The sequence below is a fragment of the Acidobacteriota bacterium genome (genome assembly GCA_026393755.1).
Classification (GTDB): Bacteria; Acidobacteriota; Vicinamibacteria; order Vicinamibacterales; family JAKQTR01; genus JBAXOX01.
Window position 1 is genome coordinate 41,077 of record JAPKZO010000007.1, and the last position, 25,194, is coordinate 66,270.

The 25,194-nt window shown below is 61.9% G+C and carries 27 protein-coding genes; 12 read left to right on the top strand and 15 right to left on the bottom strand.

Annotated elements, in window-relative coordinates:
• The first annotated feature begins 31 nt into the window (after positions 1-31).
• The 3 genes from NTV05_03715 to NTV05_03725 are packed head-to-tail and all read left to right on the top strand — an operon-like array spanning position 32 to position 5,048.
• On the top strand, positions 32-1,258 hold the full coding sequence (locus NTV05_03715) for a hypothetical protein (GenBank protein MCX6543503.1): 1,227 nt from the start codon (positions 32-34) through the stop codon (positions 1,256-1,258).
• Entirely contained in the window at positions 1,259-3,316 is a 2,058-nt protein-coding gene (locus tag NTV05_03720; GenBank protein MCX6543504.1) for an AAA family ATPase, read from the top strand. It begins immediately after the preceding gene.
• Complete coding sequence (locus NTV05_03725) at positions 3,282-5,048, top strand: DEAD/DEAH box helicase (GenBank protein MCX6543505.1); 1,767 nt, start codon at positions 3,282-3,284, stop codon at positions 5,046-5,048. The genes NTV05_03720 and NTV05_03725 overlap by 35 nt, the downstream gene beginning before the upstream one ends.
• A gap of 76 nt (positions 5,049-5,124) precedes the next feature.
• Here NTV05_03725 and NTV05_03730 read toward each other — a convergent pair whose 3' ends face one another.
• Both NTV05_03730 and NTV05_03735 read right to left on the bottom strand, forming a co-directional pair.
• Positions 5,125-6,030 (bottom strand): site-specific integrase, encoded by a 906-nt coding sequence (locus NTV05_03730; GenBank protein ID MCX6543506.1) that lies wholly within the window; start codon positions 6,028-6,030, stop codon positions 5,125-5,127.
• A 276-nt stretch (positions 6,031-6,306) separates the two neighbouring features.
• On the bottom strand, positions 6,307-6,543 hold the full coding sequence (locus tag NTV05_03735; protein MCX6543507.1) for a helix-turn-helix transcriptional regulator: 237 nt from the start codon (positions 6,541-6,543) through the stop codon (positions 6,307-6,309).
• A 122-nt stretch (positions 6,544-6,665) separates the two neighbouring features.
• On the opposite strand from NTV05_03735, the gene NTV05_03740 reads away from it, so the two are divergent.
• On the top strand, positions 6,666-7,388 hold the full coding sequence (locus NTV05_03740; GenBank protein MCX6543508.1) for an endonuclease NucS: 723 nt from the start codon (positions 6,666-6,668) through the stop codon (positions 7,386-7,388).
• A gap of 35 nt (positions 7,389-7,423) precedes the next feature.
• Here the strand turns inward: NTV05_03740 and terL are convergent, their stop codons facing one another.
• From terL to NTV05_03770, 6 genes are all read right to left on the bottom strand, one after another.
• Positions 7,424-8,875 (bottom strand): phage terminase large subunit, encoded by a 1,452-nt coding sequence (terL, locus tag NTV05_03745; protein MCX6543509.1) that lies wholly within the window; start codon positions 8,873-8,875, stop codon positions 7,424-7,426.
• The gene (locus tag NTV05_03750) at positions 8,859-9,461 is read right to left on the bottom strand and encodes a helix-turn-helix domain-containing protein (GenBank protein MCX6543510.1); all 603 of its coding nucleotides are present in this window, start codon (positions 9,459-9,461) and stop codon (positions 8,859-8,861) included. Before NTV05_03750 ends, terL begins: the two co-directional genes overlap by 17 nt.
• Before the next feature lie 92 nt (positions 9,462-9,553).
• Complete coding sequence (locus NTV05_03755) at positions 9,554-10,825, bottom strand: DNA methyltransferase (GenBank protein ID MCX6543511.1); 1,272 nt, start codon at positions 10,823-10,825, stop codon at positions 9,554-9,556.
• Between the two features lie 108 nt (positions 10,826-10,933).
• Complete coding sequence (locus NTV05_03760) at positions 10,934-11,491, bottom strand: hypothetical protein (GenBank protein MCX6543512.1); 558 nt, start codon at positions 11,489-11,491, stop codon at positions 10,934-10,936.
• Positions 11,492-11,675: 184 nt separating this feature from the next.
• The gene (locus NTV05_03765; protein ID MCX6543513.1) at positions 11,676-12,380 is read right to left on the bottom strand and encodes a hypothetical protein; all 705 of its coding nucleotides are present in this window, start codon (positions 12,378-12,380) and stop codon (positions 11,676-11,678) included.
• Positions 12,381-12,674: 294 nt separating this feature from the next.
• A complete protein-coding gene (locus tag NTV05_03770; protein ID MCX6543514.1) occupies positions 12,675-13,418 on the bottom strand; it encodes a hypothetical protein in 744 nt (247 codons plus the stop codon).
• A gap of 384 nt (positions 13,419-13,802) precedes the next feature.
• Between NTV05_03770 and NTV05_03775 the strand changes: the two genes are divergently transcribed.
• A complete protein-coding gene (locus NTV05_03775) occupies positions 13,803-14,423 on the top strand; it encodes a hypothetical protein (GenBank protein ID MCX6543515.1) in 621 nt (206 codons plus the stop codon).
• A 207-nt stretch (positions 14,424-14,630) separates the two neighbouring features.
• On the opposite strand, the gene NTV05_03780 is transcribed toward NTV05_03775, so the two are convergent.
• From NTV05_03780 to NTV05_03795, 4 genes are read right to left on the bottom strand one after another with little or no spacing between them, the layout of a single operon-like run.
• Positions 14,631-16,016 carry a ThiF family adenylyltransferase gene (locus NTV05_03780; protein MCX6543516.1) on the bottom strand — a complete coding sequence of 462 codons (1,386 nt, stop codon included), beginning with the start codon at positions 16,014-16,016 and terminating at the stop codon, positions 14,631-14,633.
• Positions 16,013-16,549: a Mov34/MPN/PAD-1 family protein gene (locus NTV05_03785; GenBank protein MCX6543517.1), complete on the bottom strand. Its 537-nt coding sequence runs from the start codon at positions 16,547-16,549 to the stop codon at positions 16,013-16,015. Before NTV05_03785 ends, NTV05_03780 begins: the two co-directional genes overlap by 4 nt.
• 2 nt (positions 16,550-16,551) lie before the next feature.
• Positions 16,552-16,989 carry a hypothetical protein gene (locus NTV05_03790; protein MCX6543518.1) on the bottom strand — a complete coding sequence of 146 codons (438 nt, stop codon included), beginning with the start codon at positions 16,987-16,989 and terminating at the stop codon, positions 16,552-16,554.
• Between the two features lie 60 nt (positions 16,990-17,049).
• The gene (locus NTV05_03795) at positions 17,050-17,304 is read right to left on the bottom strand and encodes a hypothetical protein (GenBank protein MCX6543519.1); all 255 of its coding nucleotides are present in this window, start codon (positions 17,302-17,304) and stop codon (positions 17,050-17,052) included.
• Between the two features lie 537 nt (positions 17,305-17,841).
• Between NTV05_03795 and NTV05_03800 the strand changes: the two genes are divergently transcribed.
• The 6 genes from NTV05_03800 to NTV05_03825 all read left to right on the top strand — a co-directional run bounded on the left by NTV05_03800 (position 17,842) and on the right by NTV05_03825 (position 21,433).
• The gene (locus tag NTV05_03800) at positions 17,842-18,270 is read left to right on the top strand and encodes a hypothetical protein (protein ID MCX6543520.1); all 429 of its coding nucleotides are present in this window, start codon (positions 17,842-17,844) and stop codon (positions 18,268-18,270) included.
• A complete protein-coding gene (locus NTV05_03805; protein MCX6543521.1) occupies positions 18,267-18,695 on the top strand; it encodes a hypothetical protein in 429 nt (142 codons plus the stop codon). Before NTV05_03800 ends, NTV05_03805 begins: the two co-directional genes overlap by 4 nt.
• Positions 18,692-19,510, top strand: coding sequence for an ImmA/IrrE family metallo-endopeptidase (locus NTV05_03810; GenBank protein ID MCX6543522.1), 819 nt, complete (start codon positions 18,692-18,694; stop codon positions 19,508-19,510). Before NTV05_03805 ends, NTV05_03810 begins: the two co-directional genes overlap by 4 nt.
• A gap of 227 nt (positions 19,511-19,737) precedes the next feature.
• Positions 19,738-20,088 carry a hypothetical protein gene (locus NTV05_03815; GenBank protein MCX6543523.1) on the top strand — a complete coding sequence of 117 codons (351 nt, stop codon included), beginning with the start codon at positions 19,738-19,740 and terminating at the stop codon, positions 20,086-20,088.
• A 6-nt stretch (positions 20,089-20,094) separates the two neighbouring features.
• Positions 20,095-20,622, top strand: coding sequence for a DUF488 domain-containing protein (locus NTV05_03820; GenBank protein MCX6543524.1), 528 nt, complete (start codon positions 20,095-20,097; stop codon positions 20,620-20,622).
• A gap of 7 nt (positions 20,623-20,629) precedes the next feature.
• Complete coding sequence (locus tag NTV05_03825) at positions 20,630-21,433, top strand: hypothetical protein (protein MCX6543525.1); 804 nt, start codon at positions 20,630-20,632, stop codon at positions 21,431-21,433.
• Between the two features lie 587 nt (positions 21,434-22,020).
• On the opposite strand, the gene NTV05_03830 is transcribed toward NTV05_03825, so the two are convergent.
• The 3 genes from NTV05_03830 to NTV05_03840 form a co-directional block, all read right to left on the bottom strand.
• A complete protein-coding gene (locus NTV05_03830) occupies positions 22,021-22,344 on the bottom strand; it encodes a hypothetical protein (GenBank protein ID MCX6543526.1) in 324 nt (107 codons plus the stop codon).
• A gap of 23 nt (positions 22,345-22,367) precedes the next feature.
• Positions 22,368-22,772 (bottom strand): hypothetical protein, encoded by a 405-nt coding sequence (locus NTV05_03835; protein ID MCX6543527.1) that lies wholly within the window; start codon positions 22,770-22,772, stop codon positions 22,368-22,370.
• 96 nt (positions 22,773-22,868) lie between these two features.
• Positions 22,869-23,402, bottom strand: a complete 534-nt coding sequence (locus NTV05_03840) for a hypothetical protein (GenBank protein MCX6543528.1) — start codon at positions 23,400-23,402, stop codon at positions 22,869-22,871.
• Between the two features lie 924 nt (positions 23,403-24,326).
• Between NTV05_03840 and NTV05_03845 the strand changes: the two genes are divergently transcribed.
• The gene (locus NTV05_03845; GenBank protein MCX6543529.1) at positions 24,327-25,193 is read left to right on the top strand and encodes a tyrosine-type recombinase/integrase; all 867 of its coding nucleotides are present in this window, start codon (positions 24,327-24,329) and stop codon (positions 25,191-25,193) included.
• Position 25,194: the final 1 nt, after the last annotated feature.

Here is a 25,194-nt window from a genome sequence, read left to right on the forward strand (position 1 = left end):
TGGCGAGGAAGGGCGCTTGGTCGTTGAAGAGATGAAGCGAGGCGTCAGGGTCTCGGCAACGTCTTGGGTCGGCGTCGTTCGTTTCCAGCAGTTCGAGATCCGCGTGGTGCCGAAGCTCGCCGGCGATGCGCTGGATCTCCTGCAAATGATCCGATTCGCGAGCGGTCTGGAGACGCTACGCCGCTTACCTAGTTGCCGCGACGTCGATACCTCGAAGTGCGGCCTTCTCGAATTGTTCGTTCTGTTGCTGGCCGAACAGTGCGAGCGCCTTGTGCGCAACGGACTGTTGGCGGACTACGTCCACCAGAATGAGTGGCTGGGCGTCGTTCGCGGCAGGATTGACGTCAGGCGGCAAGTGACCGAGCGGTTTGGACGATGTGACCAGGTGGCGTGTAGTCACGATGACCGCAGACACGATATCGGCGAGAACCGCTTGTTGACGGCCGCCCTCCAAGCAGCACGTCGTTGTCCACTCCCACCGGCGCTCGGCCAGCGCGTGTCGCTGCTGGCCGACCTGTTCGGCGACGTGGCGGGCGGGGATGACGGAAGGCCTGTGCGGAGAGCTGTTGAGTATCACCGTCTCAATGAGCACTACCGGGACGCCCACGTCCTCGCGAATCTGGTGATCGATGGTCTTGGTGCGGGCGACCTCCTGTCGGGCGGACGCGTCAACAGCTACGCCTTCCTGTTCGACATGAACTCGCTCTTCGAGCGCTTCGTCTGGCGTGCCTGCCACCGCCTTCTGAGCCCGCACCAGTTCCGAGTGCGCTATCAGTTGGCGGACGATTCAGTGATTCGCGAGGCTGGCGGACGACCGTACGGCCGTGTGATTCCAGATCTTGTCGTGGAGCGGGCACCGACGTTCGAGGTACGACTACCGATCGATGCCAAGTACAAGGCCTACGACGACCGGCATGTGGCGAATAGTGATATCTACCAGGCGTTTGTCTATGCCCAGGCCTATGGAGAGGCCAAGAACCACATTCGCGACGCAGCGGTCCTACTGTATCCCTCTCAGCAGGCTACGTCAGAACCGCTGCGGCTGCGTGTCAGGCGGGCGGACAACACATTCGCCGAGATCCTCGTGCTTGGCTGGCACGTGCCATCCGTGTTGAATGAACTGCAGACGGGCAAACACGGGCCGCAGTCTCAACGCCTGCTCGAGGCGGTGGAACGCTACACCAAGCCGGTCGTAGTTCCTGCTGTCACAAGCCCGCCGCCGGTAACGGCCGTGGTCGGTTTGTCTTCTGGAGGGTGAATGCACCTCGCCACTTTGACAATTGAGAACTTCCGCTGTTTCGGATCGCCGGGTATCACGTTCGAGTTTCGGGCCGGCACCAACGTGGTCATCGGCGAGAACAACACCGGGAAGACGGCACTGATAGACGCCTTGCGCATTCTCTTCAGTCTTGGATCGGGCCGACGCGACGTGTACGTATCGCAGGCGGACTTTCACTGTGGTGCCACCACGGTTCCGGCAACGGAAGTTCGGCTTGATGCTGTCTTCGAAGGGCTTTCCGAAGACGAGCAGGGAGCGTTTTACGAGCTGCTCTCGGCTCATGACGTGCCCCGCGCTGAACTGCACGTTCGGTTCATTTCAGAACAGGTCAAGGGGCGCACCCGCATTCATCCCATGGTATGGGGTGGAGAGTTGGAGGGCCAGTCGGTGAGCGGCAGCACGCATGAGCTGATTTCGCACATCTACCTGGGCGCTCTGCGGGATGCCGAGTCGGACTTGAGACCTGGGCGCGGCAGTCGACTGGGCCAACTGATTCGACACGTGATCGATAGCGAGGCGGATCGTGAGCGCATCCTCGGTCATGCTCGCACCGCTAACGAGAGCATTCTCAAGGAGAAGGGAGTGCAGAGGGCGGCCGAGACAATCAACGAACACCTAGTCGACCTGACTGGGCGGAGCTTGCGCCAGACTATCCGCGTTGGCTTCTTGCCCCCGGTGTTCGACCGACTCGCTGAGGCGTTGCGCCCACTGTTGCCACACGGCGGGGGAACTAGCTTTTTGGCGGTGTATGACCAGGCGGGTTTCGCCAATGTCCGCGAAGCGGCGGCTGAACACGCCGGCGTGTTGGACCGTGTGGCCCGACCAGAAGGATCGAGCATCGTGCTCGACTTGGGGCGGCTAACGAGAAACGAGCGTGAACTGCTCGGAGACGCCGTTGTTGAGGATCTCACGAACCATGTCCGTGGCGGCTTCGGCGTGGAACAGAACGGGATGGGCTTTAACAACTTGATCTACATGGGCGTCGTTCTTGGCGACCTTGTCGAGCTGCGTCGGGCGGATCCCCTAACGTTTAACGCGCTTCTCATCGAAGAGCCAGAGGCCCATCTCCACCCACAGCTTCAGGTGCTCGTCTATGACTTTCTCGACCGCACCAGTGTCGTAGACAACGAGATGGGGCAAGTGCAGGTGTTCGTCACTTCACACTCTCCTACTCTAACGTCACGGGCGGATCTCGACAGCGTCGTTGTTATCCACAGAAGCGCCGACGCCTCTCTCGCGGCTACCGCCATCAGACGCTGCCCCCTCTCAGCCGTCGAGAAGCAGGATCTGAAGCGCTATTTGGACGTGACTCGTTCGCAACTGTTCTTCGCTCGAGGCGTGCTGCTCGTGGAGGGGATATCAGAAGCTCTCGTTGTGCCCGCTCTCGCCCTGCGGCTGGGTCGCCGAATCGACCACGGGGCGGTCGAGGTCGTGAACGTATCTGGGGTCTCGTTTGCGCCGTTCGCAAAGTTGTTCAACTCCAGTAATCCAAAGGAACGTCTCGACATCCCTTGCGCCATCATTACCGATGACGACCGATGCTCTGAGAAGACGGACGCGAATCGGGTGTCGGTCGATGACGACATACAAGAGAGCGTGCGCAAACTGAAGGCGGGCCTCCCATCCGCACGCTGCATGAAAACCCTCACGCTCAAAGGCGGACAAGTCGGCGTCCATGTCGCGCGCAAGACACTGGAGTGTGAACTTGGCTTTGACGGCATGAACGTCGCGTCCCTCGTGGAGGCTGTCCGAGGATCCGGGCACCCTGTGATAGCCAGCCGCCTTGAGAAGTCCTGCCAAGTTGCCATGGATGATTGGGAACGTGCTGCGACGGTGTGGTGGGCGCTCGCCGATGTCAAGGCCGAGGTGTCTCAACGCCTGGCTTCGTTGTTGGCTGAAAACGAAGGTAGCATCGGTGCCCGTCCGTTCCGCGTGCCGTCGTACATAGACGAGGCATTGAAGCATGTTATGCCTACAGACGAGGCGTTGACCGAGGGGACCGATGCCACTGCCGTTGCCGAGCCCGGAACAGTCTGACGCGATCAAGCGACCTGGCCGATTCGTCCTCCGCGCCTGTCCGGGTAGCGGGAAGACGTTGACCGTCGCACACCGAATCGCAAGACGGGTGGGCGAATGGACCTTGCCTCACGCCGGGTTGGCTGCTCTATCGTTTACGAACGTCGCGTGCGAGGAGATTCGAATAATGCTGGGTCTCCTCGGCGCCGAGAGGGCGAACGAAGCGCCGCACTACATCGGTACACTCGACTCGTTTATCAACCGGTTTGTCTTTCTCCCGTTTGGTCATAGGGTCATGAACTGTTCCGAAAGGCCAATCGTCGTTGGATTCGGAGAGAGGCCCTGGTCGCAGACGGGTGCGTGGGCTTGGGGCGCTAAGGAATGCAACCGGGGTTGCAATCTGACGCATTTCTCGTGGGACCTGTCCGGAGAAGTGGTGGACATCAGGTCAACACCTTGGAAGTGCCCATTGAAGCACACCCGATGTACCGCGATGAAGAAGCGGTTCGCGAAAGCTGGATTCGCTACCCAGACTGATGCCGCATTTTGGGCCGTGCGCGTTCTGGAGACGTATCCGTGGATCGCGAAAGCCGTCGTTAGGCGTTTTCCCGAGCTACTCGTTGACGAGGCTCAGGACACGTCTCACTCTCAGATGCGGATGATCGATGTCTTGGTTGAGGCCGGGCTGAAAGAGGTGGTGTTGGTCGGCGACCCCGACCAGGCGATCTACGAGTGGCGGACCGCTCATCCCGAGCTGTTCGTCCAGAAGGAAGGCGCACCGGACTGGGAGAGGCCCTCGGTGCTGACGGCGAACCTGCGAAGCTCACAGGCGATCTGTGACGCGACGTACCCGTTCTCCACGTTGTCCAAGGCGGCGAGGGGTCGGCAGGACCATCGGCGCCCAGTGCTCTGGACCTACGACGAGGAGAGCCCTGACGCGCTCATTCCTCGGTTTATAGGTTTCTGCAGATCGATGGGCGTCGAGCCGACACCGAAGAACAGCGTCATTTTGATCCGCGGAAGGACACTCCTTCGTCGCATTCTCAGGCTTTCGGATCAGGTGGACCCTTGGTCTGTATCGAATCCCGCAACGAAGCTGCTCGCGTCGGCCGCTTGGCGGAGAGAACAGAGCCAATTAAAGGAGGCGCGTCGGGCCTTGGAGGCCGCGCTAGTCTACCTTCTCGGCGGCGATTGGAGGGCCTTGAATCTCGATGATCAAGTCGGGGCCTTTCGGCGACCAGCCGCTGTGAGCGCGGCACTCCATAGGCTGATGAACCGCTTGCCCGCCACCTGCTCCCCGTTGAACGTATGGGTGTCGACCACGAGGGACGTCTTCCGAGCCTGGGCGGGCACAGCCCCGTGGTCATTCCCTACGGACTCAGCGGACAGGATTGGGGCCAAGCAGCACAGAGTCGTGAAGGGGAAGAAGGGTGAGAAGGACAAGCATTCGAAGGATTTCCTAGATTGGCCGGTTGGCTCCTTTTTTGACGCTCCCGCGGCGCCGCAGCCGATCGCCGTGGAGACGATCCATGCGGCGAAAGGGAAGACCTACGAAGCAGTACTGCTGGCGCTCAGCAGACACCCTCCCTGCACTCCGAAGCGGCTCTCCGAAGCTGGACATGGTTCGGAAGAGCTGCGGACCGCATACGTTGCGATGACGCGACCTCGGTCGGCTCTCGTTGTCGCGGTACCCGTCGGCACCAAGCCCGAGCACTTGGCGAAGTTCAACGGGTTCGATGTCGAGCCAGGATGAAAGCGCCGCAACCTGCACTGCCCGCGCACGACTTGGTTGCCAGTGGTGACGTCCTCGCTCGGTGTTACAAATAGCGCTAGGAACCGATCTTCGCGACATAGGCGGCCAGACGTTCCCCTGCCGTGAGCAGTTCCCGTTCGTTCACGATGTTGTAGCGATCAAACACTGCCCGCGTTTTGTGGCCGGTCAGCAGCATCGCGATTCGCTCCGGTACGCCGGCCCGGATTAGATTTCGCGCGGCCGTGCGGCGACAGTCGTGTAGGAGCCGATGCGGGACCTTCGCCTTCCGGCAGGCGTCGCGCAAGGCGTAGCGCCACGCGCGGACCGTGACGCCGTCGCGCCGAAACACGCGCTGATCGCCGAGGCGACGCGCGCGCGTCCGACGATCCAGCACCTGCCGCAACGGCGCCGAGATCGGCAGCATGCGGCCCGTCTTGGTCTTGGATCGGCGCGCGGGCAGCCGAATCACCCCGCCGCCCAAATCCACTTCGTTCCAAGTGAGTTCCAGGATCTCATTCCGGCGCCACCCCGAGTAATACGCAAAGTCGAGCACGTCCTGATAGGACGCTGGCGCATGGGCGCGGACCTTCAGGTACTCGTCATGTTCGAAGAACCCCTCGCGCGGCGGATTCTCTTCCAACCGGTTCGGAAACAGGGGCATGCGCTCCAATAGACCGCGCCGAATGGCCAACTGAAACATGCGGCTGAGCGCGGAGGTTTCGCGGTTAATTGTCGCGGCTTCCGCACCTTGCTTTCGGCGGTGCAGCTGGTAGCTGCGCACGCTGTCGCCGGTCATGGCCTCAGCGGCCCAGCCGCCGAAGAAGCCGCGCAGGTGTTCGACGCGCGGCCGCGCCGTGTTCATCGTCCGATAGCGCTGCAGCACGTAGTCTTCCAAGTACGCCCGCGCCATCGTGTCGAATGTCAGCGGCGTGCCTTCGGGTACCGGGGTCAGGTCAAGGGGAGGGTTCTTCTGTCCGCGCATCGTCGTGGAATCTCCTCCGGTCGGTTGGAAGCCGCGACGTGCGGCTTCCCAGACCGGTGTCCGCACATTCGCTCTGTCCGGCGCCGAAGTGAAGTCCTTTGTGACCAGGCGAAGACACAGCGATGGACTCAGACAGACGTGTGACGGCCGAACGCGGACCCTGCATCGTGTGCCGGCGAGATCGAGGCCGGCATGGGCCCACCCTGCAGGCTGAGTCAAACAAGCGGCGAATGCCCTTGCGTTCGTGGTGCCGAAGAGCGAATGTGCGTGTCGGAGTCAGTGTCGGCGGGGTCGGTGCGTAAAGGGCGCAAACAGCTCCGCGAGGGTGATGTCCAATCCGGCCGCCAGCTTCGCAATATTGAGGATCGCGACGTTGCGCTCGCCCCGCTCGATCCCGCCGACGTAATTGCGGTGCAGGCCCGCGCGCTCCGCCAACTGCTCCTGAGACAGATCGCGGGTGAGCCGCAACTCGCGGATACGACGACCAAAGTGCTTGCGAATCGCCGGCGGCATGCCTGTCATGGTTGGCGGCCGGCTCTGGAGTGTCTACACACGATGAGTGTGATCTACAATCACGAGGGTCACTCGCGGCCACGTCACAGATGGGTGCCGTGGCTCAGAGGGGAGAGCATCTGATGGAACAGCCCGCAAGCAAGAGGTTGCCGTTGAAACAGGCGTATCCCTTCGCCGAACAGCACGGACTCGGGGCCGACGTCGAACGCATTCGAACCATGGAAATCGAGTGGGATCGCGGCTACGACTCGTCGGTCCGACGCGGCTACTTCGTGGAGCTGTTCCGGAGGCATGGGCTCCTGGACGCGTTTCGGGCCGAGTATTGGCCTCTCGGCGCGACGCCGTCAGGCGGACGGGAATGTGAGCGGGTGCTCCGTCTCAAGGACCAGTACGAGGCGTTCTTGGCCGACGGTAGTGACGGTGACGACCTTGAACTGCCCGGCGATGCCGAGGCGGCCGACCAGGAATTTGCCGCCGAAGCCGACCTCCGCGATTTTCTCGCGAAGAATCTGGGACTCATCGAGGCGGGGCTTCAGGTGGTCGAACGTGACGGCCGATCTGGGATCGAATTCCCGGTTGCCGACGGGCGGATCGATATCCTCGCGGTCGATCGGCAGCAGCACTTTGTCGTCATCGAGCTGAAGTTGTCGCGCGGCCGCAACAAGACGTTGGGGCAGGTGCTGTACTACATGGCGTGGGTGGATGCGCATCTCGGGAACGGCCCGTGCCGCGGGCTGATCATTGCCAAGGAGATCTCTCCGGATCTGACGCTCGCGGTGCAACGCGCCACCGGCGTGTCCCTCTTCAACTATCGGCTCAGCATGTCGATCGCGCCGGTGGCGTGACCGCCGCCCCTCCAGTCTGATCGCGGACCGTCGCGTCACCACGTGGCGTGGATGCGACGGCGCCGCAACCCCCGCACGAGCAGTTGCGTAAAGGCGTCGACGTCGTCATCGTGCGCGCCGTTGGGGAACACCGTGAGCTGGTGAAGAAAGTCGTCGACCCAGGCCCGCTCTGGCAGCAGCGTGCCGTGCAGCCCAGGGTTCGGGAGGTAGACGTTGCCCGCTTCGACCTGCGGCTGCACCGCCTGCGCGCGGGCGACTTTGCCTCCTTCGGGCCTAATCGGCACGATACCGGATACGCGGTGCTTGAGCGCGTCGATGATCGCGGCGCCGTTGGCGGCCTCCTCGATCAGCTTGGTCCGGGACCGCGGGTACTTGCGCGAGAACGCTTCGAGTGCCTGGCAGCTGTCGCTGAAGCCCCATTGTCCTTTGGTCCGATCGATCAGGTAAATATCGGCGCCGATCCGACCGGCGACGAGCCCGACGACATAATCACTGCAGTCGGTGCCCTTGAACGACATGTCCCACGACTGGGTCAGATCCTGCACGTTCGGCAGCGTGTCGTAGAAGCGAAACCACTCCCGTTTGAAGATGAGGCCGCCCGCCGGAGCTGGTCGCTGTTGGTACTGCCCCGCGTACGCCGCCGACCCAAGCAGTACTTTCTGTTGCGTCAGCACGGCAGCGTTTTCGCGTTCCGGCCACAACAGGTCGCCCGGCATCCGATCGTAGATGCGCTGGCTGCGAGGAAACACGAGCCGCGTCGGCACCTCGGCTTCGGCGGGCAGACACACGTGCGTGTACCCGAGATCGAGGCAGAGCGCGGCTAGGTCGCGTTCGTGCAGCCGCTGCATGACGACGACGATCGCGTCGTCGTTCTTGTTGTCCAGTCGCGTCGAGAGGGTGCGACTGAAATACGTCAACGCGGCGTCACGCTGGACGTCGCTCTCGGCTTGCACCGGATTGTGCGGATCGTCAACGACGATGCGGTTGCCGCCCTTGCCGGTGATGGACCCGCCGATGGAGGTCGCAATCATGTGCCCCCGCCGCGTGTTGAGGAATTCGTTCTTGACGTTCTGATCCGAGGCGAGACGGACCCGATCGCCCCACCGATCCTGATACCAGGGCGACTGGAGGATCGTGCGCCGGTCCACGGAGTGCTTACTCGACAGCGCCTCCGCGTAGCTGGCGAACACCCAGCGACGGTGGGGGGCCTGAATCCATTCCCATGTCGGCCACAGGATCGACACCAGCAGAGATTTCATGTACCGGGGCGGCAGGGTAATGAGCAGACGCGTGATCTGGCCGGCCGTCACGGCTTCCAGGTGCTCCACGAGATAATCGATGTGCCAGTTCGGGAGAAACGGCGTGTCGGGTTCAAGAACCGGCCAGGCCTGCTCCACGTAGGCGCGGAGCGACCGCTCCGCCTGCCGTTTCAGCAGTGCGTCTTCGAACTTGAGTTGACGAATCAGGCTTTCAGTGGTCGTTGGCATGGTCGGTGTCCTTTTCAGGTGAGCTGACAGGTGTAGACGTCACGGGTGCATCGGTCGGTCCTTCGATCGGGACGGGATCGGTCGTCGCGGCATCGCTCGTGAGCGGCGCGGCCGGACCGATGAGGCGCGCGTGCCGCGCGATTTCTTCGCGCAGGGCCTCCTCGCTCATGTCGTCGTACGGGTCGCGGGTCGCCCGCAGGTCGACCTTTTGCGGCGCATCCAGCCCCCACAGTTTGCGGAGATCCAGCAGCGCCTTCCGGCCTTGCTCGAGATAGCGGGGATCGCCGTGCTGATCCTCGACGACGATCTCGGCGACGGTGTTGGCGGCTCCGCCCGCGCCCGGCTGGGATTTTCGTTGTCGGCGCCGCGTCGTGTCCGCCTTACTGCGCTCCCAGGCGCGGATCGCTTCCGCGTACAGATGCTCGAGGCGGACGGTGTGCCGCGCCTTATGTCGCTCCACCGCGCCGACCAGGTCACGCAGCACGCGTTCGTCCGCACGACGGAGCATCTTGGAGACGGCGGCCTGGCTGACGCCCAGCTCCGTGGCGATCTGCGGCTGGCTCCAGCCCTGGATGGCCAGTTCCATCGCCCGCAGCTCGCGCGTACGAATGCGGGGGCGGGGTTCGTGCCCCCGTTGGCCGCCACGTCCGCGACGGCCTCGTCGCGTGGGTGCCGTACTCATCGTGTCCTCCGTCGCACCCGCGGGCCGTGGGCGACACCGCGGTGCGCCTTCTGGCCGGTGAACGCCTCCCAGCGCGTGACTGTGGCCTGGACGTAGGTCGGATCGATTTCCATCGCGATGCAGACGCGCCCGAGCTTTTCGGCGGCGATGATCGCCGTGCCGCTGCCGCAGAACGGGTCGTAAAGAGCGTCGCCGGCGACCGTGTGATTGAGAATCGGGATCTCGAAGAGCCGGACCGGCTTCTGGGTGCCATGGCCAGTCACCGCGTTGTCGCCTGACCGCGTGCCGCCCATCGGATTCAAGTTGGCGACTTCCCAGACGGTGGTTTGCCGCCGATCGCCGCGCCACTGTCCGGTACCGCGGACGGCGTACCAAGCGGGCTCATGGCCCCAGTGGTAGTCGCCGCGACTGAGCGCGAAGTGCTGCTTCACCCAGATGATCTGGCTGCGAATCTTGAAGCCCGCCGCTTCAAGGTCGGCAGCGACCGTGGGCGCCTTGAGCGCCGCATGCCACACGTACGCGATCGCGCCCGGGAATAGCTGCCACGCCGCCGTCCACTCGGCACGGTCATCGTTCATCACCCTGCCGACCGCCGTGCGCTGGCTCGGGTTGACTCGATGCCGCCAGGCCGGATCGTAGGAGACGCCGTACGGCGGGTCCGTCGTCATCAGCACCGGTGTCGTGCCAGCGAGGAGGCGGCCGACATCACCAGCAGAAGTCGAGTCTCCGCACAGCAGCCGGTGGCGGCCGAGGACGAAGAGCTCGCCGCGGACGATGTCCGTTGGCCCGGGCTCGACGACGGCGTTCTCATCAGTGAGGCCTGTCGTCGGCTCAGCAAACAGCGTCGCGAATTCGTCGTCGGTCCAGAATGCCGACAGATCGAGGCCCTCGGCGTGCAACTGCTTCAGCATCTCGACATCCCATTCGAGGTCGAGTTCGCCGACCCGGTTGTCGGCAATCGCCAGCTGCCGCGCACGCGGGTCGGTGACGAGATCCAGATCGTCACGCTGTACTGCGATGAGATGCCGGCCGTCCGTTCTTACGACGCGGAGCGGGATGTTCAACGCCTTGGCTTGTTCGACCGTCTTGTTACCGGCGATGACGCAGCCGTGCCGATCGATGAGGACAGCCCGGCCGGCGCCGTACTCTCGAAGCGATCGCGTGAGCGCCTCACGTCCGCGGTCGGTACCGCGGTTCGCGTTGTGTGGGTCGGATGTGAGATCGACGAGCGCGAAACAACGATGAGGAGATGCCTTCGACGATTTCATGATGCGCGCCTCTCTGGAGCCAATGGCTCCAATACCAGGGAAAGCCTGTCGGCCAAGGCTCCGCCGAGCCGTGGTCGTGTGAGTTCAATCGAATGGGGGTGTTACGACTTACGCGACGCCAGCGACGACGTCGGCGCCAGGACCTCGCCGTCGGGCCTGCGAAGCGAGCCAGTCGCGGTACGCCTGCCCGACGATGGCCATCACCGCCTCACTCGGAGTCTGGGTGAAGTGGGCGGCTCCCAGTATGTCAAGCCAGCGTAGGAACTCCTGACAGTCCGAATCCGACAGGACGAATCTCACCGTGCACGCCTTCGACTCGGCCTCCGAACCGGGGTAGCACGCGCGCAGTAGTTCGGCGATGGTGAGGTCACGCCCATCGAGCTGGGTATCCACGATGAACCGCTCGAAATCCGGCTCGGCGATCGCCGCCGCCCGCTGCCACACGTTCGCTGTCTGGCGGCTGATGCCGGCCTGCTTGAGCGCAAACTGAAAACTGGTCAACCCGCTTGACGAGTTGTTCAGGGGCCGCCCGCCATCGCTCCGCTGCACCAAAGAGAGGAGCAGGCCGGCCTCGCGGATCCCGCGCAACTTCTGCTCGGCGGTCCTCTTCACCTCGACCGCGTAGCCCCGGACCCGGGCGCACGCTTCAATGGCGCGTGCGACCAACGTTTCGATCTTCGTCGAATCGACCGTAGGGACGCGGGCCGCGCCCGATCGTAAGAAGGGGAGCCCAGACGCAGGGACCGGCAGAAGAGCAGAGCTGGATGCGATCGTGGTGTGTGGCATATAGCTACGATACATGTGCCACTCACGTGTGCGAAGCGTTTGAGAGTGCCGTCTTAGTGGGGGCTTACGCGATCCCGAGTTCGCGTCGAAACCAACGAAGCTGGCGAAGGATCTTGGCTTGCGTACCGGCCACATGGCGTGCCGTGGGGCCTGCGGCGTTGATGGCCAACTGCTTGAGGGGTTCGCCCGCGGCTTGCCGGTAGTACCACAGGATCATCGTGGCCACCTGGTCGTCGTCATATTTCTCGCGGCTTCGACGCGTCGCCGAGAGTCGGCGCGGGCGCCGCGCGGCCGGGGCGTGCAACCCCCCGATCAGATTCCGCAGCTCACCAACGACGCGCTCCAGAGGAGCATCCAGACTAATGGAGACCGTCAATTGGACGGGGCGCGGCCAATGGGGCGACGGACCCTCGTCGGGAATCCTATAGCTTTTGGGCTGAAGGTAGTCCGGCAGCGGTTCTTCAAGGTCGAGATCATGCGCGACGATGGTGATGACCCTCCGATCCTCAAGCCACTGGTCGAGATGTCGGGGATGCAGAACCTCGCGACGCTGCTCGGACGTCATCGAAACGTACAGCTCATGGCCGCGCTTGACAGCGTCCGCCAGCACGGCAGATCCGAAGTAAGTGGAGCCGAGATGGTGGTCGACTGCTCCGCGCCGGTTCTGGTGCGTGACCAGTTCCTCTTGCTGTCGCCGCGACATAGCTCGCCACTCGGCGTTGGAGACGTCGTACAAATCGAACTGGCGCTGGCCCAGCGCATCCAACACGGCGGCCAGACCGTCGACGTCGCTGCGAATGGCCCGTCGAGGCGTGGTAGGCGTGGCAACAGGTGTGGCAGGCGGCGGGCCCGTTCCGTCCTCCACTCCTGGAGCTGGGATGTGCTGCGTGCCCCGCAAGTTCACGCGCTTCTTCGAACGAAGGCTTTTGGTCACGCGGCTCCTTTGCGGTGATGCTGGACGGAACTGTAGAGGCGAGACGTCTGACTGTCAACGCCGGCGCGTCGGGACCAAGGTCGGGAGAAAGGCAGCAGCCGTGGCGGGAAATGGCGGCGGCACGGATGATCACCCTGTGGGAAACAGCCCGCTCTCATCAGCCACGACGGACACGGAGATCCCCCATTCCACATAGAGAACCGCGTCAAACGGTTTCAGACCCTTCCGGGCCAGGACGCGGCTCACAGTATCGGCGGACGCAAGACGGTACTCGCCCACGAGAAGGAGCAGCTTTCGAGAATATCCGGTGATGGATGCCATCCTCGGACACTTGTCGGCCAGAGCCTTGTCAATTGCGAACTCAACGTTCGACTCGATGTCTGCACCCACCGCTCGACCATCGGCTGTCATCACCTCCGGTCGAAGGCCGTGGACCGACGAAAACCTGTACGGTTCTCCCGGGGTTGTCTCCAGCGTGAACATGCCCTTCGGATCGAGTGACCAGTAACCTTCGATGCCACTCGCAATATGGTCCATCACTTCCCGTTCGAGACGTTTGAGCGGCACCGATGTTGGCGGGAAGGCCCGCAGCACGTAGCTCCTGGTCAGGGTTCCGGCAGTCCGGGCACGGACTCTGTCGCACATCTTGATGATTGGATTGTCCATCGCCTCCCGGCTCTGTGGCGCCTGTCCGCGATAGCTGAAGTGCTGGTAGAGCCCCGTCACCTCACCGGCCCACACCTCGCCTGCGCCAACGTGGAACACAAGATCCGGGGGATTGGGCCCCGCCTCCCAGTTTCCAGGAGGCGACACGTCACGCAAGTAGTCGCTCACCGCCTTCGCCGCGAACTGCTCGTTCCCCTTCAAGACCATAGTCGCCTCCCTGACCCGGGCACCAGCCAGTAGACAGGATCGTAGGCCATGAGCTTCGGCTCGGACCAGAACTGGATGATGGGCGGGCGTGGTGAGAGGGTCCTGACCGCGTTCACCCAATCCTTCCGCCTCGGCGCCGCGAGACCAAACACCGTCGCTCCGTCCCAAAATTGACTAGTGATCGCGAGCACCGGCCCCATTGGCCAACGATCACAACACGACGATTACGAAGGGAGTGAGAAACCGTTTTCACATGCTACCATCCCGCCGACGGAGCGGTGATCGTCCCCGCCGGATTGGGCCGCATCGGCCCGCGAACCTCGGCGCTGGTTTGTACTTGCTGATCGGCGCCGAGACGACGCCCTGACTGGAGGTTAGCGACCGTTGGATCCGGATTTCGTCGACTATCGAGCTTTGTGGCGAGAGGCCGAAGGACTCAATCCGGAGGAGGCAATCGTCTACTTCGAGGATCAATTGGCCTATGTCTGCCGCGACGCCTACGTTGCCAGGAATACCAGAGCAGCAGTGATCTTACGGGTACGGCAGGGTGGTTTCGAGTACGTCTTTGATCACTACACTTCGTTGGAGACCAGCGGGGCAATACCTTACAGCGCAACCGACGAGAGTCGACTGGTCGTGGCGTACGGTCGGTCGGCTCCGCGCCGTCGGGCTCGGGATGACTACCGGTTGCGCGGCTGGGTGGGCCCCACCGAGAAGGCGTTTGGTGCCGGTTGGGACAAGGGGCACTACATCGCTCACTCCATCGGCGGCGCGGTGGACGGAGTGGAAGCAAATGTATTCGTCCAGCGGAGGGACTTGAACCGCGGGTGGTCGTCCGACGGCAAGCGATTCCGACAGATGGAGCGGTACTGTTTCGAGAATCCAGGCATACTGTGCTTCGCCCGCCCGATCTATCTGGATGGGACCGCGAGGCCCGGCTGGGTCCAATTCGGCATCATTCATCCTGATTCAGGCCCTGAGGTCGTCACGTTTGACAACCGATAGGGTGGCACAAGGGTCCAGCTCAAGTATTCTCCGACACAAACCGACACCCCAGAATCTGTCACCCCTTCTCTGCAAGCCGGTCCAATCGGACGCACGGGACCGCGGATCAGCGCGGCCTGTTCGGCCCTACCGACACCCTTGGCTGCCCCGTATAGTCCTCGTTACCCGTGCGGACGCACATCCTGCGGCAACCTTCGAAGCCGAGAGTCACTCGAACCGAAACAGGTTGCGATATCTGGTACGGCCATTGAACTGGTCGTGGAAAGCGACTCCCTGGTCTTGACAAATGCAGCCCGGCCGCGGCTTGCGATCCCACGCCTGAATGGATTCCATAGTACCGAACCAATCGAACAGGGCGAAATTCGGAACTTGGGGATAACCGGATAGCTGCGCCCTCACGAGATCAGCGGCGACAAGAAGCCCTGCGAAGAGCGACGCGAACGGCAACGCGGCGTCCACACCTGCTTCTAGCACTACGACTTCTGCGGTCGCACACGTGAGGCTCTCCGCAGAGACCTCCGTAGGAAAGCGGTCCGCCAAACAGTCATCCCGTCCCGGCATGTGGCGTCCGTGATTCACGCCCCAATTCGCGGTCGTGCTCGCGTGCACCATGAGCGGCGGGACGTTGTGCTGCATCCCAAGGCGCACGTTGCCCTCGTTTGCCAGCGGCAGCCAGACATCGAAGTCGAAGGACGATCTCCGGCGCTGCTTGAGGAACTCGTGCCACCAAAGGTCCACCGGCGTCGGGGTGAGCGCCGAACTGGCAAGGAAACGGGCGACGGCATCCGCCTTGGTGAGCCCGACGGTGCCGCGACCGAACACAGCCGACCGATTGAGGTTCTCCACCTTGACTCGATCCTTGTCCACGATGGTGATCGAGCCCGCCAGGCCGGCGAACCGCATGCAATACGCGGCTGCCGACCCCACCGAGCCGGCTCCGACCATGAGGACATTCCCGACGTGAAGTTCTGGCGGCCAGGACGCGTGTCCGTTGTCGTGCGACCAATTGAGCTGGAATAGATCGAACACGCCGTTGCGCACGAAGTGCATTGCCGGCATGTGCAGGGCAATCTTGAAGGCCTGGCCGACACCAAGGCATGCGGCTGCGATCGCCCCCAGCCAATTGGGCCCGGCCGTAGGCGGCAGTTCGAATGGGCGCTCCAGGGAAACCGCTGCATGCCACCCCGATGCATTGATAAATACGTTGGCGGCGTTCGATGTGAAGCACGCATCTTCGCCGATGCCAAGCGCAATCTCGACGGCGATGGCGCCGTCCGCCTTGATCACGAAATCACCGAACGGATCAGCATCGCGCATTTGCGCAAGAATCAGCTCGCCGAGATCGGCGATGCCCAGGCGGAGCAAAGGGTGGACGCTCGTCGGCGGCAGCACGATCGTGACTCGTCGGCACCAGCGGCTAAGCAAATTGGCCGCGGCGAGGACCATCACCTGTCCAGCGGGTGTTGCCGCAGTGGCTTCGGATACGCACACCGCACATGAGGTCCTCTGATAGCTGCGGCTGCCGCTGCAGCGGTTCGTGCGGTCATCGCGCAGCGCGTAGAACTCCTCAGCGGATGCCGGGAAATCGCTCATACTCTCAGGTCCGCAAACTGATCGATCACGCGGAATTCGGCCTCGACTTCGGAGTCGGTCAGTCTGCGGAAGCGCGTGCCTTCGAACACGTGGACGCCGCAGATGCTTAACGGACGCATGCCCCGGCGCGCGAAGTGAGGTACGACGACAGAAACGAAACCGTGGTACGGCATGATCGCGCGCTCGTCGTCGCCGTCAGAATGGTCGACAAGTCTGCCAGGATGACTGTGGACTTGACCGAGAAGCTGAAGTCCGGCGCGGGTGAGGTACATAACGACCCTCGCGTTTGTATGCGCCGACGTGTCGAACGAGGCGTAAGTCGTGCGAGTCGCCGGCGCGATGCAGGTGGTGATGACGCACTCGTGACCGATACGACGGCCGGCCCAGTACGCGACGCCTTCGTGCGGCCCGTCGGCATCACGGCTTTGACGCAGAATCTCCATCGTCCGGTTCAGGACATCGGTAGTCACCCAGAACGTCGTCGCGGCCGTGTGTTCCGGCTCGCGTCTCAAGCGCTTGAACCAAGTCCACATGACTACTGCATCCGGCCGCGGTACAAATCCGGCCGACTCAATCGCGTGTATATGAGACCGAGCATGTCGCCGAGCTTTGAGTAGTTTGCCCATCGTATACGGCTCGCGGTGGAGGTCTGCCAGTCGCCGAGCGCCCAGTCTCCGTGGAGCGCGCTGGGCCGGTCGCTCGACTTGTATGCTTTGCGGTTGAATGGCGCACAGATGCACGGGCCAGTCTCGTTGAAAAAGCCGTCGTTACCTTTCGGGTACGCGTGCCGCGTGCCGCGCTCTCCGGTATTCGGGTCGACGAACTCGAAGAACGGCGGCAGCTCCTTATAATCGTCGCACTGGACGTCCAAGATGAAGAGATCGCCGGTGTGGGCGTACATGGTGGCGAGGATCGTGAGGCGGACGTAATCGGGAACGATGTCCCAATGTTGGGTCGCGGCGAGTTCTTTCACGAGGGCAAGCTCCTGTCGCAGGTGCTGCCGCGTGATCTCAGCGTCGACAGCCATCGGGGCTTAGACGCCGCCGCCGATGGCCGTAAGCACGAGGACGGTGCCGTCGGTGATGTGGTACGACACGAGCGGTCGCTCCGGCTGCAGCGACTCGGCCGGGTTCGTGGCGAGGACCAATTCGAACCTGTCCCCGCCCGCGAAGCCAAATGCCGCCACGGCGGCTGCGACCACGTCCGCGACCTTCGTCTCTTTCGCGAACGAGAAATCGTGCGTGCCGCGGGTGGACTGAATCTGGATTTCCAGTGTTTTGTCGCTCATCATTATCTCCAGGTTGGTGACGACGTTGGTCGGAGCCTAGTTTCCCCGGTGGTGGCGCCGTTCGTCGCGGCGGCGGTGTTCTCGTTCATTTGACTTTTCCTCGCATGTGGTGCGGAATGTGCCCGTCACTTCCCAATGCCGAGCCATCGAGCCCCCCGGACACGGCACCCGAGAAGAACTTGCAGGACCCGCGTGTCTGAGGCGCGGCGCCACCCACGGGAACGGTGCGCCTCCAGTATCCAATGCCGAGGCACGGGCCCATTCGGACATCGGGGCCGATATGGGCTCTTGCGACGGCGCGTCCGACGACTGGCCGTAGTCGGCATGTACTAGTAGACGCGAGGATGCGGCGATGGAAGTTCAGCGATGAGCAACCCAAAGCGTCGCCCAGCTGACGAGCCGCCTGCGACCCTCGAAGAGGTCAAGCAGGCGATCGCAGCCTTGACGAAGGGCGATCTGCTTCGGCTCCGGAAGTTTGCCTACCGCCGTCACTGGACCCTTGGTCGCAGGGGCGCCGGGCGAAACCCGGAAGATCTCGTGTCTGACGCGCTGATCGCGATGCTCGAGGGAAGGCGGAAGTGGTGCATGAGCCGCGTCGACTTTGTGAAGTTCCTCGTCGGTGTGATTCAGAGTCTCTCAAGCCACATTTCTACCGGAAGGCCCGTCGATGCCTTTGACGACGTGGTCTCCTACTCCGGCCCGGCCGAAGATACGGACGCACTTTCTCGGAAACTGGTGCCGGCAGCAGCAACGCCCCAAGAGGAACTCGAAGCGATCGAGCTGGACCGCCAGATTCGTGAGTACTTTAAGGATGATGACCCGGCGCTGACGGTATATCAGGGATTCTGCGAGAAAATGACGCCAGCCGAGATACGTGAGTGTGGATTCACGGTTCACGAATTCGACGCAACCGCAAAGCGACTTCGCCGAGGCGTAACAAAGATGATTGAGGGAGGCCAGCGATGAGCAAGCGGACGGAGCTCCGTGCTCTTCATGACGCGCTGGCGGAATCGGTGCTCTGCTCGTCGGACGAGGAACTGATCGAGGAGGTCCGCGAAGAAGGACTTAATCCAGATGCCGTCGCGGAGGACATGCGAGCGTTGCTGTTTAGAACGCTAAAGACCTTTCAGCAGCGTGCCCTCGTCGCAGCGAGAGAACAGCATCGTGAGAAGGCGGCGCGGCTCGCAGCGAAGAGCTTTCGACTTCCGACGAGCCCGGCAGAACGCCGACAACTCCTCGATGCTGTGATCGCTCAGCACCAGCAGGCTGGCCGGATGCTGACTGCGCAACACCGCGATTTCAACGAGATGACCGACGAAGATGTCGAAAGTTGGCTACAGCAGTTCGGTCACCTTGGTCTTCTTGACGCGAAGCCGGAAACCGACGAATGACAACTCCGGCTCGATTCCGTCCAGCCGCCGATCTCCTGAGAGAATTGGGCGTCACCGAGCCCGACGAGATCGAGATCGAGGCGATCGCGCAGCATTGCGGCGCCACGGTGACCTACAGCACGCTGTCTGGCTCCGAAGCGCGCATCGTCGGAGCTGACGACAACGCCATCATCACCGTCAATCGAAATGCCAGCAGGGGAAGAGAGCGCTTTTCTGCGGCCCACGAGCTGGCTCACTGGTTGAGAGACGCTGGGGAGGTGGCGCTGCTCTGCAGCCCTGACGACGTATTTGACGAATCTGCCGGGACGAACACGGAGACAAGGGCAAACGACTACGCGGCGGATCTACTGCTACCGAAGTTCATGTTCGCCCCGCGTAGCATGGGAAGGTCGATGACGCTGGGGACAGTTTCCGACCTGGCCGCCGTGTTCACGACGAGCCTCACAGCCACGGCCATTCGTCTCGTGCAGTTGGGTTCATTTCCCGCTGTGGTAGTTGTGTCTGACGCAAACCGTATGCGGTGGTTTCGACGAGGTCCGGACGTACCCGGGTCGCTGTGGCTGCACGTTCCAGGTCGGAAGACGTTCGCCCACGACATTTTCAAGAGACAGGCGGAGAGCGGAAGCGGCAACGTATATGTCGACGAGTGGTTATCGGGCGCCGCCGAACGCCACAGTATTCACGAGGACTCGCGCCGGCTGACGGATGACCTTGTTCTGTCGATGCTGTGGTGGACAGACGAGACACCGCTAGAGGAGATCGTCGAGAGAGATGAAGGTCGTGCCGCACGAAGATCGGATTGGCGTGATGAGTGAGCCGACTCAGTTAGACGCTCGGTAGGTACTCGGCTGCGTTCGTTGCGGGCTAGTCGCCGACGTCCAGTCCGTGACAGCTTGTCTACACTGACACTCATGCCTGCACGTGCTGGCATCTTCATGCCCGCACTTTCCTCAGCCGGTAATTTACTTGTCAGTAGTATCTTTGTTAGTAATATACTACACGGTAGCGAAGATTTAGCGAATATACACGGAAGGACGGAGAAATGTCGCGCGTTCCGATCACTGTCATGGGGTATCGTTGTGACCGCTGCGGGCATGAATGGGTGCCCCGTGAGCTGGTGGCCGAGCCAAGGGTCTGCCCGAAATGCAAGAACCCCTATTGGAACAAGCCGAGAAAGCCGATGGTGAGTTACGAAGATTTCCAGGCGGCTATTCGGAAGACGCTACAGGATGCCGAAGCCCCACTGACTTGGACGGAAATCAGAACGGCCGCGAAGTTGCCGCAGCTATTTCCAAACAACCAGTGGGTCCGCAGACTTGAGCGGGACATCGGGCTTGAGCGGCAGCGCGACGACCACGGGATCATTCACTGGCGCATTAAGAGAGAGGCGTAAGCTCTGATGCTACCGTCAGCTAGACTGAAACTGCCCACTGCACCGGTTCGATCTCAGGTCGAGAACAAGGCGCTGTGGAACGAAGCCCGGTGCCGAGAAAATGCCGACTTCTTCACGATCGGCTACACCGGGCGCAAGACCGGCGAGTTGCTCGATGCGCTGGTCGCGGCCGGAGTTCGGACACTCGTGGACATCCGACAGAACGCTGTCAGCATGTACCGGCCGGAACTGAGCAAGGCCAACCTTAGGCAACTCGTTGAACACCGCGGCCTGCAGTACGTGCATCTTCCTGATCTCGGCGTGCCCCGCGATATCCGGGCAAGGGCTATCGCAACAGGGAGTCGCGACGTAATCTGGAGCTGGTACGACGAGCACGTGGTGTCTTCATATATTGGTCGCAACCTTCACCGATTCTTCAATGGTGTCGAGCATCCTGCAGCGTTCATGTGCGTCGAAATTGACCCGCGCGAGTGTCACCGCCATCGTTTGTCCGTAGCCCTTGAGTCGATTGGATTACGGGGTTTTGATCTCTAAGGTCCGCATGCCCAAACCCGTCTTGACGAAAACCGCATTGGTCGTCGTCAGAACGTACCCGGTGCCTTCGATGAGTGGCGTCGAAGTCTCCTGCACCGGCGCAATCACAGCACAAGGCGAGTGGCTACGACTGCATCCGGTCCCGTATCGGTTGCTGGAAGAAAATCAGCGATTCCGCAAGTACCAATGGATCGAGCTGAAGGTGAGCAAGAGCGCCGATGCGCGCCTTGAAAGCTACAGGATCAAGCGGGACTCTATTCGGGTTGTCTCCGGCCCGCTTTCGACGGCGAAAGAGTGGCGGGCCAGGAAAGCCGTCGTCGTTCCAATGAAGTCACCAAGCCTCTGTTGGCTGAATCGCGAGTGCGGCACCCACGGTTATCTACATCCGACGCTCGGAGTCTTCAAGCCCAAGTCAATTAAGCGACTGATCATCGAACCGGATAGCACGACTTGGACGCCAGGCCAGTTGGTTGCCCTCCAGCAGGGAATGCTATTCGAACAACCAAGACCCCAAGCAGTGCTTGAAAAGGTGCCGTTTCGCTTCAAGTACGAGTTCTGTTGTGAGGACGAAGCTTGTCTGGGCTCCCACACGCTGATGTGTACAGACTGGGAGATGGGTCAGGCATGGCGTAGATGGAAGACCACATACGCGGACGATTGGCAGACGAAGTTCCGCGAGAGATTCGAAAGAGACATGATTGAGAAGTGCGATACCCACTTCTACGTGGGGACGGTCTTCGAACACCCAGGCACGTGGATCATCGTCGGCCTGTTCTATCCACCAAAGCCCAAGACTCTCCGACTGTTTTAGATGGCGCTTGGGGGATTTCGGCCAGCCTGTTCTAACGGCTTCTCTGGCGAGTTTCCGGCATCTCCGTTGGGTGGGCTCTGCTGTCCGTGCTCTCCCACCCTTCGACGCCCCCCGTCCAGGCGTTCCCGCCCGCTTCCTCGACAACCTGCTTGGCGAGCTGGGCTGGACGAAATCGCCGCGGTCATACGAGCCTCCCTGTAGTGGTCGGCGCGTTCAATCGCACGTCCACGAGTACCAGGGTGCCGACGCTCTCGTCTGGAACCTAGGGAGATCTTGGGGTGGTCCTACTGGGGGCGGTGAGACAACTGGCCTACGCGGAGAAACTGCTCCTCAAGCCGGCGGATGCCGGTGACGCCTCCCCGGAAGACGACGACCAGCCCCGATGACTGGAGTTCACGTTCACCAGCGCGAATGACTGGTGATCGCGAGTTCCGGCCTCTTGAATCGGTGATCATGAGCACCGGCACTCAGTGACAGGAGTACAATGGCGTCGGCTGCAAACACTTCGTTAGGTGGCCAGACGGTTCTTCGTTGGCGACTATTGCTCGAGAGCCATCGCGTTCGTGGACAACACCATCCGATTAGGTTTAGACCGACGCCAAAACGCAGCGAATCTGTTGAATGGCTTCCAGCAGTTCCCGAAGCTGCAGCTTGGGTACGCCCGGGCCGCGGTCGCTCGCGTCCCAGGCACTGAAGGTGGGCCCAACCAAAGGGAGTTGAAGGTCTTTTCGGATGCGATCCGCGATGTCGCAAACCGCGTCGGGAATGAACTCTCCCGTTGTTGGGTCTGTGGCGCGGACGGGATCGAGAGCGACCCCAACCGGAAGCGCCAACAGCGGATTGAGCCGACGCGCTAGCTCTTCGAGCTGCCGGTCGTAGTGCGTCACCAAGGCGTCGAATACTTCATACATAGTGCGATCCTCGCACGCAGTGTCTAGTCCGGTGCGGCAATAAGAAATGCTGCGCCGGTGAGCAGAAGCAGCACTACGAGATTCCTAATGAACAAGACCCAAGCCACACCGTACGTCGCAGCAACCATGATATTGGATCCGTAGTCGACTGTCTCGGCAGCAGATCCAACTAGGGGTGGAATGGCGATGAATCGATAATGCGCCGGCGGCGAGTGATCTTTCGACAAAGTGGCGTGCGCGTCGGCGCTCAGCTCGCTTGCCGTCTTGTTGGGCTCAGGACGTACGCCTTCCGCAACTTTGAAGGGCTCGCCAGACAGCGGCCCTGGCTTGTATGTGAAGCTCGGCGCGATCGGAGGAAACAGCACCATTAGGATCAACGCCGTGACGAAGAGGATAACAATAGCACGCCGAGTTCGGTTCATCGCCATGATTGCCACACCTTTACGAAGAAGAACGTCCGCCTAGATCGCGTTCACCCGCGCCGGCTCGTGATGGCGCCGGCCGGCGTCGGGTGCGACGCGTGGTTAGGCTTCGATTGTAAGGCGCTCGACCTCGTTCCGGATTTCGAAGTACGTCTCCATACCGCCGATGGCCGCGTGGTCGAAGGCTCTTCCATTGAGTGCCGCCGTGTCTACCCGCAATGGACCTGAGGGCAGGAGGACGCACAATTGACGCGCGAAGGGCCCTCGCGCTTCCCATCGGGGATTCATCATGTCGTGAGCGAACGCGCAACGGACCATGTACACCAACGTCCGCAGGTCGCGGTGCGGTGATGCCTCATCCAGTTCGCGAACAGACCCTGCCCGATTTAGAGCTTCGTCAAGCACGATGGCCGTGAAGCCGAGCGTAATGCAGAAGTTATTCTGGGCCGCAAGCACGATGTCGTCGTCGGAGCGGAAGGTGCCGGCAGGGAAGGGCAAGTTGCGTTTGCTCAGCTTGATGAGGACATCGCCGTCGAACTCCGCTTTGTCGATCTTGCCCAGTTCCGTGTACGTCAGGAGCTTTATTGCGAACACGAGCTGCAAGAACGCTTGTTCGATCATCTCCTGCGTGGTCATGTCCAAACTCCCTTTCGAAGCCTAATATCCAATAGGTAGACAGCGCTGTTCGTGGTTCCTGCGCGCAAATTGTCCGCCGCAGCTGGTGCTCTAAGCATCCGCCGCGGGAATTGTCCTGGGAAGACTGGCGAGAGACAAGTACTTTCGGACGTTGCGGTTGCGCGGCGCCTCCAGGACCGGAACTGGGCTTGGGCTGTGCGGTCATCTAGCAGTCGCCTTAGAACGCTGGGGTTTCAGACTGGAGCTTCGGTCAGCAGACTTCTGCCGACCTGACCTCTTCGGTAGATCGTGGATGCACTCCGCCTTGGGATACTCAGAAAGGCAACCGCCATAGCCATGCCAGTCTGGATCGGCGGTCGGCTGCGTGACCCGCACACAGGACATGCTTCCGCTGCACTCATCGACCAGCGCCCGTCCTAGGACATTTCGATAATCGTCGCCGTCACCGATCGACACCTTAGTGCGCGTCCAGAGAACTATCGTCGTCTTGTAGTGTGGCTTTGCTCTATCGGCCATTGAAGTCCTCCGAGGCAAGCTGGCGTTTCCACAGTGGGGACAGGTTGAGAAGGGGTGGGCTACTGTTTGGGCAAGTCTAGCACCGCAAGTCCCGGAATGCGCCTACCTCCCCGGCCGGCCGGCTCTGACCTCGGTGCCAACCCAGGTCGATCAGCCAATGACACCTAATGGTCGGCTCCAGAGGCTGGGGCGAACTAGCAACCCACGTTGGATTTACCATCCCTGCGTGCGCCACGCCATCCTGATCAGCCATTGAACGAAACCGCTTCGCGGTAGAGGTATCCACCACCGGTGAGTGACCTCGTCGCCGCCGTCAGTTGCCCTTCACGCCTTACGGTCTCATCCGGATTCAGTAGAGTGCCGACGTCCGCGTCACATCCCGTGGCGCGCGCTTCGACGGAGGCATAGATGGACACCCGATTCCAGACCTTGATGCATGAAGAGATGGTGTTGCGTCGATTCTCGGTCTCGACGCAACGCACGTACCTCGCGTTGGTCGACCGCTGTGCGGCTCACTTCCACCAAGCCCCGGACACCCTCACCGCAGACCAGATTCGCGCGTATCTCCTGTTTCTCACCGACGATCGCCACTTCGTCTGGAGTAGTGTGAACTGCGTCGCCTCGGCGTTGCGGTTCTTCTATGGATCGGTCCTCCGACGCCCAGAGCTCGTCGTCCACATCCCGCCGCGCAAGACCCCGCGCCCGCTCCCCTCGGTGCTCAGCGCGGCGGAACTCGAACGGTTGTTTACCCAGGAAGCCTTGCCCAAGCATCGCGCGTTGTTGATGACTGGGTACGCGGCGGGACTGCGTGTCACCGAAGTGACCCGCTTGCGCATCACGGATGTCGATAGCGATCGCATGATGCTGCGCGTGAGCAGCGGGAAGGGCGACAAAGATCGGTACACACTGCTGTCTCCCCGGTTGCTCGCGGTGTTGCGCAGTTATTGGCCCCAGGAACGATCCCGTGTCTGGCTCTTCCCGGGACGGACGCCCGAACTCCCGATCAGTCCCGTCACCGCGGAACAGGTTTTCCGCTACGCCAAAGCGCGGGCGGGCATCACGAAGCGTGGCGGGTTCCACCTGCTACGGCACGCGTTCGCGACACATTTGCTGGAGGCGGGAGTCGATCTCCGCACGATTCAGAAACTGCTGGGCCACGCATCGATCTCCTCGACGGCCCGCTACGTCCATCTGACCCGCACCAGCGTCACCGCGACCCAAAGTCCGTTCGATCGCCTCCACCTGTCCGCCCTGCTGGTCCCGCCCACGCAGTAAG

Excerpts from the sequence above, each read along its gene's own strand:
- NTV05_03715 (MCX6543503.1), top strand. The coding sequence starts at position 32 with ATGAAGCGAGGCGTCAGGGTCTCGGCAACGTCTTGGGTCGGCGTCGTT.
- NTV05_03720 (MCX6543504.1), top strand. The coding sequence starts at position 1,259 with ATGCACCTCGCCACTTTGACAATTGAGAACTTCCGCTGTTTCGGATCG.
- NTV05_03725 (MCX6543505.1), top strand. The coding sequence starts at position 3,282 with ATGCCACTGCCGTTGCCGAGCCCGGAACAGTCTGACGCGATCAAGCGA.
- NTV05_03730 (MCX6543506.1), bottom strand. The coding sequence starts at position 6,030 with ATGCGCGGACAGAAGAACCCTCCCCTTGACCTGACCCCGGTACCCGAA.
- NTV05_03735 (MCX6543507.1), bottom strand. The coding sequence starts at position 6,543 with ATGCCGCCGGCGATTCGCAAGCACTTTGGTCGTCGTATCCGCGAGTTG.
- NTV05_03740 (MCX6543508.1), top strand. The coding sequence starts at position 6,666 with ATGGAACAGCCCGCAAGCAAGAGGTTGCCGTTGAAACAGGCGTATCCC.
- terL (MCX6543509.1), bottom strand. The coding sequence starts at position 8,875 with ATGCCAACGACCACTGAAAGCCTGATTCGTCAACTCAAGTTCGAAGAC.
- NTV05_03750 (MCX6543510.1), bottom strand. The coding sequence starts at position 9,461 with ATGGAACTGGCCATCCAGGGCTGGAGCCAGCCGCAGATCGCCACGGAG.
- NTV05_03755 (MCX6543511.1), bottom strand. The coding sequence starts at position 10,825 with ATGAAATCGTCGAAGGCATCTCCTCATCGTTGTTTCGCGCTCGTCGAT.
- NTV05_03770 (MCX6543514.1), bottom strand. The coding sequence starts at position 13,418 with ATGGTCTTGAAGGGGAACGAGCAGTTCGCGGCGAAGGCGGTGAGCGAC.
- NTV05_03780 (MCX6543516.1), bottom strand. The coding sequence starts at position 16,016 with ATGAGCGATTTCCCGGCATCCGCTGAGGAGTTCTACGCGCTGCGCGAT.
- NTV05_03785 (MCX6543517.1), bottom strand. The coding sequence starts at position 16,549 with ATGTGGACTTGGTTCAAGCGCTTGAGACGCGAGCCGGAACACACGGCC.
- NTV05_03795 (MCX6543519.1), bottom strand. The coding sequence starts at position 17,304 with ATGAGCGACAAAACACTGGAAATCCAGATTCAGTCCACCCGCGGCACG.
- NTV05_03805 (MCX6543521.1), top strand. The coding sequence starts at position 18,267 with ATGAGCAAGCGGACGGAGCTCCGTGCTCTTCATGACGCGCTGGCGGAA.
- NTV05_03810 (MCX6543522.1), top strand. The coding sequence starts at position 18,692 with ATGACAACTCCGGCTCGATTCCGTCCAGCCGCCGATCTCCTGAGAGAA.
- NTV05_03815 (MCX6543523.1), top strand. The coding sequence starts at position 19,738 with ATGTCGCGCGTTCCGATCACTGTCATGGGGTATCGTTGTGACCGCTGC.
- NTV05_03820 (MCX6543524.1), top strand. The coding sequence starts at position 20,095 with ATGCTACCGTCAGCTAGACTGAAACTGCCCACTGCACCGGTTCGATCT.
- NTV05_03825 (MCX6543525.1), top strand. The coding sequence starts at position 20,630 with ATGCCCAAACCCGTCTTGACGAAAACCGCATTGGTCGTCGTCAGAACG.
- NTV05_03830 (MCX6543526.1), bottom strand. The coding sequence starts at position 22,344 with ATGTATGAAGTATTCGACGCCTTGGTGACGCACTACGACCGGCAGCTC.
- NTV05_03835 (MCX6543527.1), bottom strand. The coding sequence starts at position 22,772 with ATGGCGATGAACCGAACTCGGCGTGCTATTGTTATCCTCTTCGTCACG.
- NTV05_03840 (MCX6543528.1), bottom strand. The coding sequence starts at position 23,402 with ATGACCACGCAGGAGATGATCGAACAAGCGTTCTTGCAGCTCGTGTTC.
- NTV05_03845 (MCX6543529.1), top strand. The coding sequence starts at position 24,327 with ATGGACACCCGATTCCAGACCTTGATGCATGAAGAGATGGTGTTGCGT.